General features: G+C 45.5%; 16 protein-coding genes. 1 reads left to right on the top strand and 15 read right to left on the bottom strand.

Going from position 1 to position 17,018, the window contains the following annotated elements; all coding sequences use genetic code 11:
* Positions 1-2: 2 nt before the first annotated feature.
* The 11 genes from rlmN to AC4CV5_RS08985 form a co-directional block, all read right to left on the bottom strand.
* Positions 3-1,094: a dual-specificity RNA methyltransferase RlmN gene (gene rlmN, locus AC4CV5_RS09035; RefSeq protein WP_166853064.1), complete on the bottom strand. Its 1,092-nt coding sequence runs from the start codon at positions 1,092-1,094 to the stop codon at positions 3-5.
* A gap of 2 nt (positions 1,095-1,096) precedes the next feature.
* Complete coding sequence (gene rsmB / locus AC4CV5_RS09030; RefSeq protein WP_373923566.1) at positions 1,097-2,440, bottom strand: 16S rRNA (cytosine(967)-C(5))-methyltransferase RsmB; 1,344 nt, start codon at positions 2,438-2,440, stop codon at positions 1,097-1,099.
* Positions 2,427-3,380, bottom strand: coding sequence for a methionyl-tRNA formyltransferase (gene fmt / locus AC4CV5_RS09025; protein ID WP_490922543.1), 954 nt, complete (start codon positions 3,378-3,380; stop codon positions 2,427-2,429). The genes rsmB and fmt overlap by 14 nt, the downstream gene beginning before the upstream one ends.
* A gap of 4 nt (positions 3,381-3,384) precedes the next feature.
* Complete coding sequence (gene def / locus AC4CV5_RS09020) at positions 3,385-3,867, bottom strand: peptide deformylase (protein WP_217501529.1); 483 nt, start codon at positions 3,865-3,867, stop codon at positions 3,385-3,387.
* Between the two features lie 26 nt (positions 3,868-3,893).
* Positions 3,894-6,311: a primosomal protein N' gene (gene priA, locus AC4CV5_RS09015; RefSeq protein WP_490922540.1), complete on the bottom strand. Its 2,418-nt coding sequence runs from the start codon at positions 6,309-6,311 to the stop codon at positions 3,894-3,896.
* Complete coding sequence (coaBC, locus tag AC4CV5_RS09010) at positions 6,308-7,528, bottom strand: bifunctional phosphopantothenoylcysteine decarboxylase/phosphopantothenate--cysteine ligase CoaBC (protein WP_222142806.1); 1,221 nt, start codon at positions 7,526-7,528, stop codon at positions 6,308-6,310. The genes priA and coaBC overlap by 4 nt, the downstream gene beginning before the upstream one ends.
* Before the next feature lie 81 nt (positions 7,529-7,609).
* Positions 7,610-7,813 carry a DNA-directed RNA polymerase subunit omega gene (gene rpoZ, locus AC4CV5_RS09005; RefSeq protein WP_003221520.1) on the bottom strand — a complete coding sequence of 68 codons (204 nt, stop codon included), beginning with the start codon at positions 7,811-7,813 and terminating at the stop codon, positions 7,610-7,612.
* 3 nt (positions 7,814-7,816) lie between these two features.
* Positions 7,817-8,431 (bottom strand): guanylate kinase, encoded by a 615-nt coding sequence (gene gmk / locus AC4CV5_RS09000; protein ID WP_010327898.1) that lies wholly within the window; start codon positions 8,429-8,431, stop codon positions 7,817-7,819.
* A gap of 7 nt (positions 8,432-8,438) precedes the next feature.
* On the bottom strand, positions 8,439-8,708 hold the full coding sequence (gene remA / locus AC4CV5_RS08995; RefSeq protein ID WP_003154355.1) for an extracellular matrix/biofilm regulator RemA: 270 nt from the start codon (positions 8,706-8,708) through the stop codon (positions 8,439-8,441).
* A gap of 76 nt (positions 8,709-8,784) precedes the next feature.
* Positions 8,785-9,660, bottom strand: a complete 876-nt coding sequence (locus tag AC4CV5_RS08990) for a YicC/YloC family endoribonuclease (protein ID WP_166853076.1) — start codon at positions 9,658-9,660, stop codon at positions 8,785-8,787.
* 82 nt (positions 9,661-9,742) lie between these two features.
* Positions 9,743-12,415, bottom strand: a complete 2,673-nt coding sequence (locus AC4CV5_RS08985; RefSeq protein WP_490922535.1) for a calcium-translocating P-type ATPase, SERCA-type — start codon at positions 12,413-12,415, stop codon at positions 9,743-9,745.
* A gap of 121 nt (positions 12,416-12,536) precedes the next feature.
* Between AC4CV5_RS08985 and rqcH the strand changes: the two genes are divergently transcribed.
* Positions 12,537-14,249 (top strand): tRNA modification protein RqcH, encoded by a 1,713-nt coding sequence (gene rqcH, locus AC4CV5_RS08980; RefSeq protein WP_490922533.1) that lies wholly within the window; start codon positions 12,537-12,539, stop codon positions 14,247-14,249.
* Positions 14,250-14,289: 40 nt separating this feature from the next.
* Here rqcH and sirC read toward each other — a convergent pair whose 3' ends face one another.
* The 4 genes from sirC to cysC all read right to left on the bottom strand — a co-directional run bounded on the left by sirC (position 14,290) and on the right by cysC (position 17,012).
* The gene (gene sirC, locus AC4CV5_RS08975) at positions 14,290-14,778 is read right to left on the bottom strand and encodes a precorrin-2 dehydrogenase (protein WP_490922531.1); all 489 of its coding nucleotides are present in this window, start codon (positions 14,776-14,778) and stop codon (positions 14,290-14,292) included.
* Positions 14,759-15,544: a sirohydrochlorin chelatase gene (sirB, locus tag AC4CV5_RS08970; RefSeq protein WP_166853088.1), complete on the bottom strand. Its 786-nt coding sequence runs from the start codon at positions 15,542-15,544 to the stop codon at positions 14,759-14,761. Before sirB ends, sirC begins: the two co-directional genes overlap by 20 nt.
* A 2-nt stretch (positions 15,545-15,546) precedes the next feature.
* Positions 15,547-16,320: a uroporphyrinogen-III C-methyltransferase gene (gene cobA / locus AC4CV5_RS08965; protein ID WP_490922528.1), complete on the bottom strand. Its 774-nt coding sequence runs from the start codon at positions 16,318-16,320 to the stop codon at positions 15,547-15,549.
* A gap of 98 nt (positions 16,321-16,418) precedes the next feature.
* Positions 16,419-17,012, bottom strand: a complete 594-nt coding sequence (gene cysC, locus AC4CV5_RS08960; RefSeq protein ID WP_166853094.1) for an adenylyl-sulfate kinase — start codon at positions 17,010-17,012, stop codon at positions 16,419-16,421.
* Between the last annotated feature and the right edge of the window lie 6 nt (positions 17,013-17,018).

Raw genomic sequence — 17,018 nt, 5'->3', positions numbered from 1 at the left:
CATCACCTCGTCTCGTCTTGACGCTCCTTCGCGCGAAGCTGACCGCAGGCTGCGTCAATGTCATGTCCTTGCTCTCTTCGGATTGTGACATTTACTCCGCGGGATTTCAGCGTTTTCTCAAAAGCAAAAATCTGATCACGCGGTGTGCGCACATAATCCCGTTCAGGCACATAGTTTACCGGAATCAAGTTCACGTGGCATTTGACTCCTTCCAGCAAGTCGGCAAGTTCTTCAGCGTGCTCGACCTGATCGTTTACACCCCCGAACAGCCCGTATTCAAAGCTGATACGGCGTCCCGTTTTATTAATATAATATTTAACGGCTTCCATTAAGTCAGGCAGCTTGTACGCTCTGTTAATCGGCATTAAACGGCTTCTGATTTCTGTGTTCGGCGCGTGCAGAGAAATCGCAAAGTTAATCTGCATTTGCTGATCAGCGAATTCGTAAATTTTCGGGATGATTCCGCTTGTAGAAACCGTAATATGGCGAGCACCAATATTCAGGCCCTTGTCATGGTTAATGATTTTCAAGAAGGCGAGCATTTCATTAAAGTTATCAAAAGGTTCACCGATTCCCATGATCACCACGGAGCTGACGCGTTCATCCGTTTCATCTAATGCTTTTTGAACTTTGAGTACTTGAGCGACAATTTCACCCGCTTCAAGGTTTCGTTTTAAACCTCCGAGCGTTGACGCGCAGAATGTACAGCCAATACGGCAGCCTACTTGAGTCGTTACACATACAGAATTGCCATACTCGTGTCTCATTAAAACGGTTTCGATTGTATAACCGTCATGAAGCTCGAACAAAAATTTCATCGTACCGTCTTGAGAGGTTTGCTTAACAGCCGTTTTCAGCGTTGTTAGCACAAAATGAGTGCTTAATTTCTCACGCAGATCCTTTGACAGGTTTGTCATTTCTTCAAAAGAAGATACGCGTTTTTCATATAGCCATTCAAAGATCTGTGCCGCTCGGAACGGCTTCTCTCCGTTGTCTGTCAGCCATTGTTTGATTTCATCTAATTCAAAAGAATAAATAGACGGACGCTCTGTCCGCAATTCTTTTCTAGCTTTTGTTTTTTTAAGTTCTGCCATTATTATCCCTTCTTTCTCATGCTGCAAATAAAGAAACCATCTGTTCCGAAATAATGAGGAAGGATTTGCACCCTTCCATCCCGAACAAAGGGTCTCGCCTTTTCGGGCAGCCGCTTTTCAAGAGACAAATCGGGTTCAAAATCAGGATGTTCTTGTATAAACGCATGTATTACTTCTTCATTTTCTGTCCGGTCCATTGTACACGTACTGTAGACAAGAGTGCCACCTTTTTTTACTAATGGTGCGATTTCCCTCAAGATCGACAGCTGGATTTCAGCAAGCCGTGCGCTGTCGTCAGGCTTTTTCGTGTATTTCATGTCCGGCTTTCTTCGGATCACGCCAAAACCTGAGCACGGCGCATCGACCAATATCCGGTCAAACTGTCCATTTTCAAACGTTTCTCCTGCTTTTCTCGCATCCATTGATTTCGCGTCAATGATTGTAAGGCCAAGCCGGTCTGCAGCTTCTTTGATCAGCTTCACTTTATGCTTGTGAAGGTCAAGCGACGTAATGCTTCCCTTGTTCTCCATCAATTCTCCGATATGAGCTGACTTTCCGCCAGGCGCAGCACACGCGTCAAGCACCGTTTCACCGGGCCTAGGATCAAGAGCGCGGGCAACGAGCATGGAGCTCTCATCCTGAATGGAAACTTCACCGTTTTGGAAGAAATGAGTTCCAGCGATTGATCCCTTTAAAAGCTTCACCGCGTCTTCTGCGAGGTCGCCTTTTTCAACTTCGATTCCCTCAGCAGCCATTTGATCAAGCAAATCCGCTCTATCTGCTTTCATTTGATTGATACGCAGTGTCTGCTTCGGCGGAATAAGGTGGATGCGGCAAATCTTTTCAGCCGCATCAAATCCATACGCATCCGCCCACTCTTTCACGAGCCATTCCGGATGGCTTGTTTCTGTCGCCAACCGGCGGACAGGATCTTCGATGCCGTCAAAGGATGGAACTCCTTCACGCTGTATGGAACGCAGCACACCGTTGACAAATGAAGCAATGCCCTTGTGTCCGCGGATTTTAGCAATCTCGACCGCTTCATGAATGGCGGCCCTGTCTGGAATCTTCTCCAGATACTCCATTTGATATAAAGAGAGGCGAAGAAGCTGAATCACCCACGGCTTTACTTTTTGAGGCTTATTAATAAACGGTTTGAGCATATAATCAAGCGCGATCTTATTTTGCAATGTCCCGTAGACAAGTTCAGTCAAAAGCCCTCTGTCCTGATCACTCAGTTCATTTGATTTAATGACCGATTTCAGGAGCAGGTTGCTGTATGCCTGGTTTTGTTCTAGTTTGATCAGCGCCTCAAGGGCGATATCACGAACACTATTTTTTTTCATTGTTTACTCCTAACTTTTCACCAGCTTCAACATGAGCGCCGCGCACAAAATCCTCGCCTTTCATGCGCTTTTTTCCGGCTGGCTGAAGTTCGGTTAATAACAGGGCCGTATCGTTACCTGTGGCAACAATAATCCCTTCCTTTTCAACCGCAACGACTGTGCCGGGCTCTGCTTTTGTTGGTGTGGATGTTTTTTTCGACGCCCACACTTTTAAGTTTTGTCCATTTAGAGTCGTATAGGCAACAGGCCAAGGGTTTAAGCCGCGGACCTGGTTGTAAAGCTCTTCACCCGTTCTTGACCAGTCGAGCAGCTCTTGCTCCCTTTTGATGTTAGGCGCATATGTCGCTTTCTCTTCATCCTGTTTTTCAGGTGATATGCTCCCTGCTATGACGTTTGGAACCGTTTCAGATAATAGCTTCGCGCCAGCTACGCTTAATTTATCGTGCAGTGTTCCGACATTGTCGGTTTCTTCAATGTCCACTTCCACTTTTGAGATCATATCGCCTGCATCCAATTTTTCTACCATATACATAATGGTAACACCGGTTTTTTTCTTCCCCTGCAGAATGGAGTAATGGATCGGAGCCCCTCCGCGCAATTCCGGCAAAAGAGACGCGTGAACGTTAATGCAGCCGTATTTCGGGCTGTCGAGAAGCTCCTTAGGCAAAATTTGCCCAAATGCTGCTGTTACAATAAGGTCAGGCTTTAATGCCAGCACTTTCTCAATTTCTTCTTTCAATCTGACTTTTTCCGGCTGAAGAACCGGGATGCCGTGACGCACTGCTTCTTCCTTTACCGGAGGCGGTGTCAATACTTTTTTTCTGCCCTTCGGACGGTCCGGCTGTGTGACGACCCCCACTACTTCATAACCATCCTCGATCAGGGTTCTTAAAACAGGAACTGAAAAATCCGGCGTCCCCATAAATACGATTCTCGTCATCCAATCATCCTTCCATATCCGCTAGTTCATCTTCTGTATAGTATTTACTAATTTTAGATGTAAACAGCACACCGTCTAAGTGGTCCATTTCGTGCTGCACGGCTCTTGCTAAAAAGCCTCGCGCTTCCAGAATGAATGGTTTTCCCTGACGGTTAAATGCACGCACTTTGACATAATCGGCACGTGTGACATCACCATAGATGCCAGGAAAGCTCAGGCATCCTTCAATTCCGGTTTGCTCACCGCTTTTTTCTACAATCTCGGGATTAACGAGATCGATTCTGCCGCTGTTATCCCCGGTATCTACGACAGCTACCCTTTTTAAAATGCCGATCTGCGGCGCTGCCAGTCCGACTCCATCCATTTCAAGCATGGTGTCGTACATATCATCAAGCAGTTTTTTTAGCTTCTTATCAAAAACAGTCACGCTTTCCGTCGGTGTTTCCAAAACCTCCGCTGGATGTGTGACGACCTTTTTTACTGCCAATTTGTTACCCTCCAAGACGTGAGATCTTACATCATCATATAAGGATTCATATCAATTGAAATCATTACATGCTTTTGTTCAATTTCTCGTTTATAATGTTCCAGTATTTTCTTCAATAAAGCGGATAACTGGTTTTCCTGTTTGTATTTTATCACGCATTGATAGCGATATCTATCTTTGATCCTGGCTATCGGCGACGCGCTCGGCCCAAGAATTTTCGTGTCAGCTCCGCAGTTCGCTTTCAAGAAATGAGCGATTTTTTCAGCCGTAACAGCTGCTTTCGCTACTTCCTCATGAGAAACAGTCACAAGAGCCAAATAGTAATAAGGCGGATAGGATTGCTCTCTCCTGTGCGCCATTTCATGCTGATAGAACGTTTCATAATCGTGCGTCTTCGTCAGCTGGATGCTGTAATGGGACGGTGTGTATGTTTGAATGATCACATGGCCGGGTTTTTCATGCCTTCCTGCCCGGCCGCTGACTTGTGTTAACAGTTGAAATGTTTTTTCGGCCGATCTGAAATCAGGAATATGGAGTGTTGTATCAGCGCTTAACACTCCGACAAGGGTGACATTCGGAAAATCAAGCCCTTTCGCGATCATTTGCGTTCCGAGAAGAATATCTGCTTTTCCTTCTCCGAAAGCTGACAATAATTTTTCATGGGCGCCTTTCCGCGAGGTCGTGTCAACATCCATCCGAATCACTCTCGCATTTGGCAGAACTTTCGTCAGCTCTTCCTCCACTCGTTGTGTACCCGTTCCGAAAAAGCGGATATGCTCACTTGCGCATTCGGGACAATTATGCGGGACAGGCTCTTCATGCCCGCAATAATGGCATTTAAGTCTCTGGCCATAACGATGATACGTCATGGAAATGTCACAATGCGGGCATTGTGGGACATATCCGCAATCCCTGCACATCACAAACGAAGAATAGCCTCTTTTATTTAAAAACAGCACTGCCTGCTCGCCCTTGGCAATCGTTTCTTCAAGCTTCTCCTTCAATTCAACTGAAAACATCGAGCGATTGCCGTTTCTGAGCTCCTCTCTCATATCGACAAGCGAAACCTCAGGCATTACCTGATGGTTAACGCGGTGCTTCAAGGAAAGAAGCTCGTACACACCCTTTTGAGCCCGTGCATATGACTCTAATGTCGGCGTAGCACTTCCCAGCACAACCGGACAGCTATGATGCTCAGCCCGTTTGATCGCCACCTCTTTTGCATGATAGCGCGGCATTTCTTCTTGTTTATAAGAGGATTCATGCTCTTCATCGATGATAATCATTCCGAGATTTTCAAACGGTGCAAAAATAGCCGATCTGGCGCCGACGACAAGCCGCACTTCCTTCCGGTGGATTTTACGCCACTCATCATATTTTTCCCCTGTGGATAATCCGCTGTGCATGACTGCTACCTGAGAGCCAAAACGCCCCTTGAAGCGATTGACCATCTGCGGTGTCAGCGATATTTCCGGTACGAGGACGATGGCTTCTTTTCCTTTCGCTAGTACTTTCTCAATCGATTGCAGATAAATTTCTGTTTTTCCGCTTCCTGTTACGCCGTGAAGAAGGAACACTTTATGCTCATCGTTGTCCAACGTCTGGCGTATTGGCTGAAAGGCAGCGCTCTGTTCGTCTGTCAGCGGGAGCGGCTCTGTTTTTTTGAACATTTTGTCCTGATAGGGATCTCTGTAAACCTCTTCATAGCTTTCCTGCAATAGCCCTTTTTGGATAAGGGTTTTGATGGTCGCAGAGCTCGCGTCCGTTTTTTTGCACAAATCCGCCGCAGGGATTTTCACCCCTTCCGGCTCAGTGATGAAAAAGTGAAGAAGCGCCTGCTGCTTGGCCGCTTGGCGGGATAATCCCTCAGCTTGCTTGCTAAGCTCTTCTTTACTGGCATTTGCCTGAATATGCCTGACCATTTTTTTATTGGTTTTTTGCGCAACTTTATACGTCACATCAATGCTGCCTTTTTGAACATGCTTTTGAATCAGTTTCAGCGTATCGTGATCGGGTATATCCGAATACAGAAGAGTCTTTGTTTCAGAAAACAGCCGTTCAACTTGAGGCGGAAGATCAGCGCCGTGTACGATTTTTAACTCTTTTTCATATTTCGCCTTTAATGCGGCAGGCAGCATCGCTTGTAGCGCCGTTATTTTAAAAGACAGTGTTTTGTCGGACAGCCATGATGACAGATTCATAAGCTCCTCTGTCAAAACAGGTGTAAGGTCTAATAAATCCTCTACTTCCTTGACAGATTTCCCCGAGAGATCGGATGCTTCTTTCACAGCTGTCACAAACCCTTGAATTTTACGGGGGCCAAACGGTACAATGACTCGCATGCCCGTTTTGATCATGCCTTTGAGATGGTCTGGGATTTTGTAATCAAAAGGCCTGTCTATATTTTTGGTGCTGACATCAACGATGACTTCGGCAAAATTCATGAGCGCTCTCCGGTTTGTTTTGAGAGCGCTGCGATTTCCTGAAGAATTTCAAAAGAAACATCAAGCTTAGACATGATCGGAAGCTCGCGTTTGCGCCCGTCTTTGAAGAAGATTGTTACGATATTCGTATCAGCACCAAAACCGGCCCCATTTGCTTTTACATCATTTGCCACAATCATATCAAGATTTTTGGCAGCGAGCTTTTTACGCGCATAGTGTTCAATGTCTTGTGTTTCAGCTGCAAATCCGACCAACAGCTGCTCCTGCTTTCTCTCGCCTAATTCTTTTAAAATATCGGCCGTTCTTTTCAGTTCAAGGGTCATACCGCCGTCTTGTTTTTTCATTTTATGGTCAAATACTGTTTTCGGCGTAAAATCGGCTACCGCAGCTGTTTTGATGACAATATCACTCGAGCCATACACAGAGAGGACTGCATCGCGCATATCCGCGGCAGATTGAACAGGGATAAACTGAGCAAGGCCTTTCGGCTGTTCCAACGAAACAGGGCCAGAGATTAAAGTTACCTGTGCGCCGAGCTGGACAGCCGCCTCCGCTAATGCGTATCCCATCTTGCCCGTTGATTTATTGGTGAAAAATCGGACAGGATCAATGGCTTCCCGTGTCGGGCCAGCTGTAATGACCACATGTTTGCCTTCTAAAGGAGCGATTTTTTCCTCAGCAAAATGCTTTTCGGCTAGCTTCACAATATTTTCAGGCTCTTCCAATCTGCCTTTTCCTACATAACCGCACGCTAAATAACCCTCGCTCGGCTCAATAAAACGATAGCCATCCTGATAAAGAACAGAAATATTTCGTTTGACTGCCGGGTGGTCATACATGTGAACGTTCATCGCCGGCGCGATCCATACGGGAGCCGTTGCTGCTAACAATGTTGTTGTCAGCATATCATCAGCGATACCGTTTGCCAGTTTTCCAATCACATTAGCCGTAGCAGGCGCAACGATAATCAAGTCAGCCCAGTCTGCGGCATCAATATGAGAAATGACGCTTGGATTTTGTTCTTTAAATGTATCTGTATATACTTCGTGGCGGCTCAATGCCTGAAATGTCAGCGGTGAGACGAAACGGCATGCTGATTCAGTCATAATCACTTTGACATTTGCTCCTGCCTGAACCAGCTTGCTCGTTAACGCACAGGCTTTATAAACAGCGATGCCTCCGCTCACGCAAAGTAACACATTTCGATTGTTAAGCAATGACTTCTCCCCCTCTGCACTTTACAAAAACCGCACGGAAAAAAATAACAACCTACATGATATAGGTTGCTACTTGTGCTACTATTCGCGGTCTTCCTTTTCAAACGAAAGCAGGCCTGCATCAATTTCTTCTAAAGCTTTGCCTACATATTTGTGTGAAATCGTATGTTCAATCATTTGGTCTTTTTTGATTTGCATTTCACGGGCACGTCTCGCAGAAACAGTCACGAGCGTGTATTTAGAATCTAATTTATTCATTAAAGAGTCAATTGACGGATCTAACATTTGTTATTCAACCTCCAGCATTTTCTTATATCTCGGTGCAACGCGCTCGCGCTTTAAGTGTTCAGCGAGAACGATTGCTTTGATTTTATCGCAAGCCTTTTCAACATTATCGTTTTCAACGACATAATCATAAGCATCCATCATTTCGATCTCAGCTTTTGCGGCTTTCATTCGATTTTCAATCAGAGCGTCTGTTTCTGTTCCTCGTGTCACGATTCTGTTCTTCAGTTCAGAAAGGCTTGGAGGCGCAAGGAAAATAAACAGGCCTTCCGGGAAAGCATTTCTGACTTGAAGAGCGCCTTGAACTTCAATTTCTAAAAAAACGTCTTTTCCATCTTGAAGCGTCTGTTCAACATAATCGACAGGCGTGCCGTAATAATTGCCGACATACTCTGCCCACTCAAGCAGCTTATTGTCTGCAATCATTTGCTCGAATTCTTCTCTCGTTTTGAAAAAATAATCGACTCCGTTCACTTCGCCCTCTCGCGGACTTCTTGTGGTTACTGAAATCGAATATTCAAATTTTGTGTCTTCCTGCGAAAAGATCGCTTGCCGAACCGTTCCTTTACCAACTCCTGAGGGACCTGAGAGAACGATTAATAACCCTCTTTCTTTCATGCGGCAATTATCCCTGCCCTTCATCCATAATTTCTTCTTTAACAGAAAGTCTGTGTGCAACTGTCTCAGGCTGGACGGCAGATAAGATAATGTGATCACTATCCATGACGACAACTGCACGGGTTCTTCGTCCGTATGTAGCGTCAATTAGCATTCCGCGGTCTCTTGCATCCTGAATCATCCGTTTGATTGGCGCAGACTCCGGGCTGACAATCGAAATCATCCGATTAGCGGAGATAATATTGCCAAATCCGATATTAATCAGTTTTATCGTCATCTTCTACGTTCCCCCTGTAAAATAGACGTCTCTAGTTTAGCCTAGTGAGACCGTCTGTAAACAATACGCACAGTCACTATTCTATATTTTGCACTTGTTCTTTTATTTTTTCAATAGAACTTTTCATTTCGACGACAAGCTTTGTGATCTGATGATCATTTGCTTTTGAGCCAATTGTATTTGCTTCCCGGTTCAGCTCCTGAACGAGAAAGTCGAGTTTGCGCCCGACAGCTCCACCATCAGCTAATATATCACGAAACTGGGCGAAGTGGCTCCTCAGCCTGGTAATCTCTTCAGTAATATCGGAGCGGTCTGCAAAAATGGCGCATTCTGTTACAAGCCGGCTCTCGTCTAATACATCTTCAGTCCATTCTTTTATTCTGGCGTAAAGCCGTTCCCGGTAACGAGATACGACGTCTGCTGCCAGCAATTCAGTTTCTTTCACCAGCTCTTCAAGCTGATCAATATGCGTCAGGCAGTCTTTCGCTAAAAGCAGCCCCTCTTTTTCACGCATTTCACAGAGACCTTTTACCGCTTCCTCTGCAGCAGCGGTGATTAACGCCTCCAGCTTGTCATTTTGCGTCTGTTCTTCATGAATCTGGACGACATGGTCAAGCTTGAAGAAATCCATTACATCAGGCTCTGCAGACAATTGATACCGCTTCTTCATATCTCCCGCAGCTGCGACAAATTCATCGAGCAGCGGCCAATCAATTTCAAGCCTTTTCTCTACAAGCATATCGCTGTCAACGGATACGAAAAGCTCAATTCGTCCGCGCTGGATATGCTGCAGAATGGTCTGTTTCAGCTTATCTTCAAAATATAGCAAAGGCCTTGGCAAACGAGCGTTCACTTCTTTAAACCTGTAGTTCACAGATTTAAGTTCAACGCTTACAGAGAGATCATCTTGTGTTTTGCTTGCACTGCCGAAGCCTGTCATACTTCGTATCATTTTAAAACACCCAATTCTTCCCTGTTCTCATATTAAAAGGGCAATAGACATGCTATTACCCCTAAGATTATATCATATGAATTTATTTTTTTCTTGTCAAAAGTGACCCAGCCAGCAAAAAAGTAGGAATGGCGGACATGCCGATGACGAGCATCCAGTCTCCTGGCGTGATGGCAACGGTATGGAAAATCGGCTGAAGCGGCGGATAGTAGATCACAACAAGCATCAGTAAAATTGATGACAATACTGCACCGATTAAGTACAGATTTTGAAACGGATTTCTGGAAAAAACAGAGGTCTCGCTGCGGCAGTCAAAAACGTGAATAAGCTGAGCCAGCACCAATGTGGCAAATGCGATTGTCTGGGCATAAGCCAAATTCTCCGGATTACGGTGATACACAATGATAAACGCTAAAATAGTGGCAGCTCCGATTAAAAACCCTCTGGAGACGACCTTCCATCCAAGCTTGCGGGCAAACACCCCTTCTTTCGGGTGACGAGGCTTCCGCTTCATCACATCACCTTCCGGCTGATCCATGCCGAGCGCCATTGCCGGCAATCCGTCCGTCACCAAGTTGACCCACAAAATCTGAATCGGCACGAGCGGCAAAGGAAGGGCAAGGAGCATCGCAAACAGCATGACAAGAATTTCTCCGACGTTAGAAGCCAACAGATATCTGATAAACTTTCTGATATTTTCATAGATGTTTCTGCCCTCTTTTATCGCAGATTTGATCGTCGCAAAATTATCATCCACGAGAACAAGGGATGACGCTTCTTTTGCCACATCTGTCCCGGTAACGCCCATAGCGACTCCGATGTCAGCTTGTTTAATAGCTGGGGCGTCATTGACGCCGTCTCCCGTCATCGCCACAATATGCCCGTTTTCCTGATAGGCTTTCACGATCTTCAGTTTATGCTCAGGAGAAACGCGGGCAAATACATACACGTTCTCCACCACATCAGAAAGCTCTTCTTGGGAAAGTTCATTCAGCATCTTGCCGTCCATGATTTTGCCGTTTTTCGGAAGGAGACGCAAGTCTTTCGCTATCGCTTTTGCGGTCTCCACATGATCGCCGGTAATCATGACGGTCTTAATTCCCGCTTCACGGCATTCTTTAATCGCCTGTCTGACTTCGGGCCGCGGCGGATCAATGATGCCCGAAAGACCGAGCATCGTCAGATCTTTTTCCGCCTGCTCCATAGACGGTGTTTCACCTGCTTTTATCTGCCTGTAGGCGACCGCTATCGTTCTGAACGCCTGTGATGCCAAATGTCTTAATACCGCCTCTGTTTCTGCTTTTCTCTCATTTGAGAAAAGAGCTGCTGAGCCGTCATAAAAAATACGGGAAGAGCGCTGCATCAGCACATCTGGTGCGCCTTTTGTAATGATATACCGCTTTCTGTCCTGATCCTCAACAATGACAGTCATCATTTTCCGTGCAGAATCAAAGGGAAATTCTTCAATTACCCGGTAATGAGATTCAACAAACTCCTTCGAAAAACCGCCTTTTCTTGCTGCGGTGAGCAGCGCTCCCTCAGTTGGATCTCCGTCAAGCACATATTCTCCGTCTCTTTTTTCAATATTAGAGTTGTTACAAAGCGCTCCAAACAGGAGCATTTGCTGAAGCGGCATATGCTCATTCACGCTGATCTCTTTTTCGTTCAGTGTGAAGCTTCCTTTCGGTTCATAGCCTGCCCCTGTCACTCTCCATGTTTTCCCTCCGGACCAGACATGTGTCACCGTCATTTTGTTTTGCGTCATTGTCCCTGTTTTATCAGAACAAATGATAGACGCACACCCAAGCGTTTCAACCGCAGGGAGCTTTCTTACGATTGATTTTTGCTTAATCATCCGCTGTACACCAAGCGACAGCGCCACTGTGACAATCGCCGGGAGCCCCTCCGGAATCGCGGCTACCGCTAACGACACACCCGCTAAAAACATGCTGTACAGATCGTGACCCTGGATGACACCGACAGCAACGACAAGTACGGTCAGAAGCAGTGCAACAACAATTAAAATCTTCCCGAGCTGCTCCAGTCTTCTTTGCAGCGGGGTTGACAGTGTCCCTGCCGATTCAAGCATATCAGCAATTTTCCCCATTGCCGTATTCATTCCTGTGCCAACCACGACCCCGACACCGCTGCCGCGGGTCACAATCGTTCCCATAAATGCCATATTCGTAATATCGCCGAGCGAAACATCCGGTTTTTTCAATTTATCGGCATGCTTCACAACCGGGATTGATTCCCCGGTCAGCGCTGATTCTTCTATTTCAAGGCTTCTCGCTTCGACAATTCGAACGTCCGCGCCAATCCTGTCTCCGCTCGTAAATTTTACAATATCACCCGGCACAAGTTCTTTAGAAGGAATCTTTATCCAACTACCTTCCCTGAGCGCCATGACATGCGGTGTTGAAAGCTCTTTTAAAGCCTGTAGAGATTGCTCAGCACGCCTTTCTTGAAAGAAACCGAGTATGCCATTCACAAACACAATCGCAATAATCGCAACCGCGTCTACGTATTCACCAAGAAATCCTGAGATTAACGTTGCTGCCAGAAGCACAAGCACCATAAAATCTTTGAACTGCGCGAAAAACAAGAGAAGCGCTGATGTTTTTTTCCCTTCTTGCAGCTCGTTTGGCCCATGCTTATCGAGGCGTTTTTTCACCTCTTTTTCTGTTAATCCTTGTTTCATGGACGTATTGGTTGCCTCTAGTAAATCTGTTTGTCCCATTTCATGAAACTTCATTCCGCTCGTCCACTCCCCTGCTCTCTTATAGAGATATCACTCTATAAGCATGCTTATTCTGACTCGTCCCATTTCATGCTATAATTATCGAATGCAGGAAGAATGAGAGGGTGTATTGCATATGTCGTTTGATGGCATGTTTACATACGGAATGACACACGAACTTAACGAGAAAATGACGGGCGGACGAATTACGAAAGTCCATCAGCCATATAAGTACGATGTGATTTTTCACATCCGCGCCAATGGAAAAAACCAAAAACTACTATTATCGGCACACCCGAGCTATTCACGGGTGCACATCACGACACAAGCTTATGAAAACCCAAGCGAACCGCCAATGTTTTGCATGCTGCTGAGAAAGCATATTGAAGGCGGATTTATTGAGAAAATTGAACAAGCGGGCTTAGACCGCATTATGATTTTTCATATCAAAAGCCGGAACGAAATTGGTGATGAAACCGTCCGAAAGCTTTATGTAGAAATTATGGGACGCCACAGCAATATCATTCTGACCGATGGAGCAGAAAATGTGATCATCGACGGGCTTAAGCATTTATCGCCGTCAATGAACAGCTACCGTACAGTACTGCCCGGCCAAGATTATAAACTTCCGCCGGCGCAGAACAAAATCTCGCCGCTTGAGGCGACAGAAGACGATATTTTACGTCATCTCAGTTTTCAAGAAGGACGGCTGGATAAACAAATTGTCGAGCACTTTTCAGGTGTGTCTCCGCTCTTTGCCAAAGAAGCGGTTCATAGAGCCGGTCTTGCCAACCAAGTCACACTGCCAAAAGCATTGCTGGAGCTTTTTGCCGAAGTGAAAGAGCACCGTTTCATTCCCAACATTACGACCGTAAACGGAAAAGAATATTTTTACCTGCTGGAGCTGACTCATCTAAAAGGAGAATCGCGCCGTTTTGATTCATTAAGCGAGCTGCTCGACCGTTTTTATTTCGGAAAAGCTGAACGAGACCGGGTCAAACAGCAGGCCCAGGATCTTGAACGGTTTGTTGTCAATGAACGGAAGAAGAATGCAAACAAAATCAAAAAATTAGAAAAAACACTGGAGTATTCGGAAAACGCGAAGGAATTTCAGCTATACGGGGAGCTTTTAACTGCTAACTTATATATGCTGAAAAAAGGCGATAAACAGGCTGAGGTCATCAACTATTACGATGAAGAAAGTCCGACAATCACGATTCCTTTAAACCCGAACAAAACGCCTTCTGAAAACGCGCAGGCCTACTTCACGAAGTATCAGAAAGCGAAAAATTCGGTCGCGGTTGTCGAAGAGCAAATCAGGCTGGCACAGGAAGAGATCGAATACTTTGATCAGTTGATTCAGCAACTCTCGTCCGCTTCTCCTCGAGATATCAGCGAAATCAGGGAGGAGCTTGTGGAGGGCAAATATTTACGGCCTAAGCAGCAAAAAGGACAGAAAAAGCAAAAACCGCACAACCCAGTATTACAAACTTATGAATCCTCTTCAGGCTTAACGATTTTAGTAGGTAAAAACAACCGCCAAAATGAATATTTAACGACAAGAGCGGCAGCCAGAGACGATATTTGGCTTCACACGAAGGATATTCCAGGCTCCCACGTTGTAATCAGAAGCAGCGAACCGGATGAGCAAACAATTATTGAAGCCGCAACAATTGCAGCTTATTTTTCAAAAGCTAAAGATTCAAGTTCAGTGCCTGTAGATTATACAAAAATCAGGCATGTCAAAAAACCGAACGGCGCGAAGCCCGGCTTCGTCACTTATGACAGCCAGCATACCGTCTTTGTCACACCTGATGCAGATACTGTCATCAAACTGAAAAAAAGCTGAGTCGCATAAAGAAATAAGCCAGAGCATTGTATGCTCTGGCTTATTTCTTTCTTCTAACCTGATAAAGCCTGTCAACTTCAGCGACAAAATCACTGTCAATCTGCTCATCCACTTTTTCAGCCAGCTCCTTTGTGTGCTTTGGACTGGCGCCGTTTGTAGAAACAGACACCGTGACATGCCCTTTTTTTACGATTTTCGGTATGTACACGTTGCCAAGCTCAGCTTCACTGACACAATTGACAAGCTGAAAAGGTGAAGCTGTTTGAGCAATTTCTTTGTTCACTGCAGCATGATCCGTCGCGGCAATAATCAAAAAAGCATCGAGATAATCTTCTTTTTCAATTGTGCGGCTGACCCATTTGATGCGGCGATTGTCTGCCAACTGCTTGATTTCCGGTTCAACATCCGGACTGACAAGTGTAATATCAGCTCCCTCAGAAAGCACCGTTTTCAGCCTTCTGAGAGCGATGCTGCCGCCGCCCGCAATGACAACCTTTTTCTTTTCCAGGCTAATGTGCAGCGGGAGCATATGAACCTCCGTCAAAATCAAATTGTCCCTCAGGATTTTCGGCAGTTTCTCTCACACGGTTCAAAAATGCGTTTTTCACATGAGGGTGGAAACCGATATAGGAAGAGAGGTAGACATTCGGATTATCAGCCTTTAATGTCTGAACTTCTCGTTCGATTTCATTCATCAGCATGCCGGTAAAGAGCAGATATGGAACGATAAAGGTTGTCACGCCGTCATCTTTTTTAAGTTCTGAAAAAACCTCTTTGTAATTCGGGCCGCATGCTGTCAAAAAGCACGGGATGACTTCCTTGACCGGAATCATATTTTGAAGAAGATTGGCAATACCGGTTACGTCTCTTTTTACATCAGGATCTGAACTTCCCCTTCCGATGAGCACGACTCTGGCATTTTCATACGGAACACCGATGTCCTTCATTCGGTGATATACAGCCTTGACAACTTCTTCGTCAATCCCGATCGGCTTTCCATATGAAACGCGGACCGAAGGATATAGGGATGCAGCACATGCAATTTCTTCGGGAATATCATGTTTTGCATGCGCAGCTGTTAAAAGAAGCAGAGGCACCACTGCGATATGAGTAGCGCCTTGCTTCACACATGCTTCAAACCCTGTCTCAATTGTCGGCTCCTGAAGCTCTAAAAAGCTGATTTCCTGTATAGGCGCAGAGACGTGCGCCTTGCATCCTTCCAAAAAGGCTGCGGCTTCTTGCTGCGCCTTTTTTACCCGGCTGCCGTGACCGACATATAAAATTGCTTGCTTCATTTTTACAACGCCTCGCTTAAATCTTGTTTTTTCAGCTCAGATTCAAACCATTCCAGCTTATAGTGATAATTTACAACATTTCCAATGACAATTAAACTCGGATTTTTAATGTCTTCTTTTATCACCGTTTCTGAAAGGGTGTCAACTGTACAAAAAACAGATTTTTGCTTGTCCGTTGTTCCCCAGTGAATAAAGGCTGCCGGCGTAGAACCGTCCCGGCCGTTTTCAAGGAGTTTTCTTTCAATCTGCTGCACGTTTTTGATACCCATATAGATGACAAGTGTATCAATTCCTGTAGCCAGCGCTTTCCACTTTTCATCAAAATCTTCGTCTTTTTTGTAATGACCCGTTACAAAAGCGACGTTAGAGCCCGCATCCCGGTGAGTAACAGGAATTCCGGCATAAGCAGCTGCCGCAATTCCTGACGTAATGCCAGGGATGATTTCAAACGGTATTCCGTTTTCAGAGAGGCATTCCGCTTCTTCCCCTCCTCTGCCGAACACAAAAGGGTCTCCGCCTTTCAGTCTGACAACGTTTTTCCCTTTTTGCGCATACTTCACAAGAAAGCGATTGATGGTTTCCTGCTTCATCGTATGAAAATCTGGAAGCTTCCCGCAGTAGATCAGGTCTGCTTGCTCTTTGGCATATTCTAAAATCTCTTTATTTACTAATCTGTCATATAGGATGACATCAGCTTTTTCAATGGCTTTCAGCGCTTTAATTGTCAGCAGATCAGGGTCACCGGGACCCGCTCCTACAATATATACTTTCCCCATCGTATTTCCCCCGATCTATTCGAGTTCTTCCAGAACATTCGCTGTGGTGTTGTTCTCGCTTGCATTCCGCCTTCTGAGAAGAACACAGCAGATCATATTCAGCTCAATTTTTGTTTGACAAACTCGATCAGCTGGCTCTTGCACGCTTCACGGTCATGCTGTCCTGAATCAAGAACGAGCTCTGGTGCTTCAGGCTCTTCATAAGGAGAATCAATTCCTGTAAAGAACGGAATTTCCCCGTTTCTTGCTTTTTTATAGAGCCCTTTCGGATCTCTTTGTTCACAAATATCGAGGTCGCATTTAATGTATACTTCATTGAATTCGCCTGCTTCCACAAGCTGGCGAACTTGCTCTCTGTCCTCGCGGAAAGGAGAGATAAAAGCAGTAATCACAATGGTGCCCTGCTGAACAAAAAGCTTTGCCACCTCTCCAATTCGGCGGATGTTTTCTTTTCGGTCTTCATCAGAAAAGCCAAGATCCTTATTTAAGCCGTGACGAATATTATCTCCATCCAGCACAATGACTTGGTAGCCCAGCTCAAACAATTCTCTCGCAGCGGCATTGGCAATCGTTGATTTGCCTGAACCGCTCAACCCTGTCAGCCAGAGAATGGAGCTTTTGTGCTTGTTTTTTTGCTGGTACTCTTCTTTTGTAATAGAGGCTTCATGCCATACGATATCGCGATTTGTCACTGCCAG

It is taken from the genome of Bacillus sp. NS1 (genome assembly GCF_058248265.1).
This window is presented reverse-complemented; position numbering and strand designations above follow the sequence as displayed.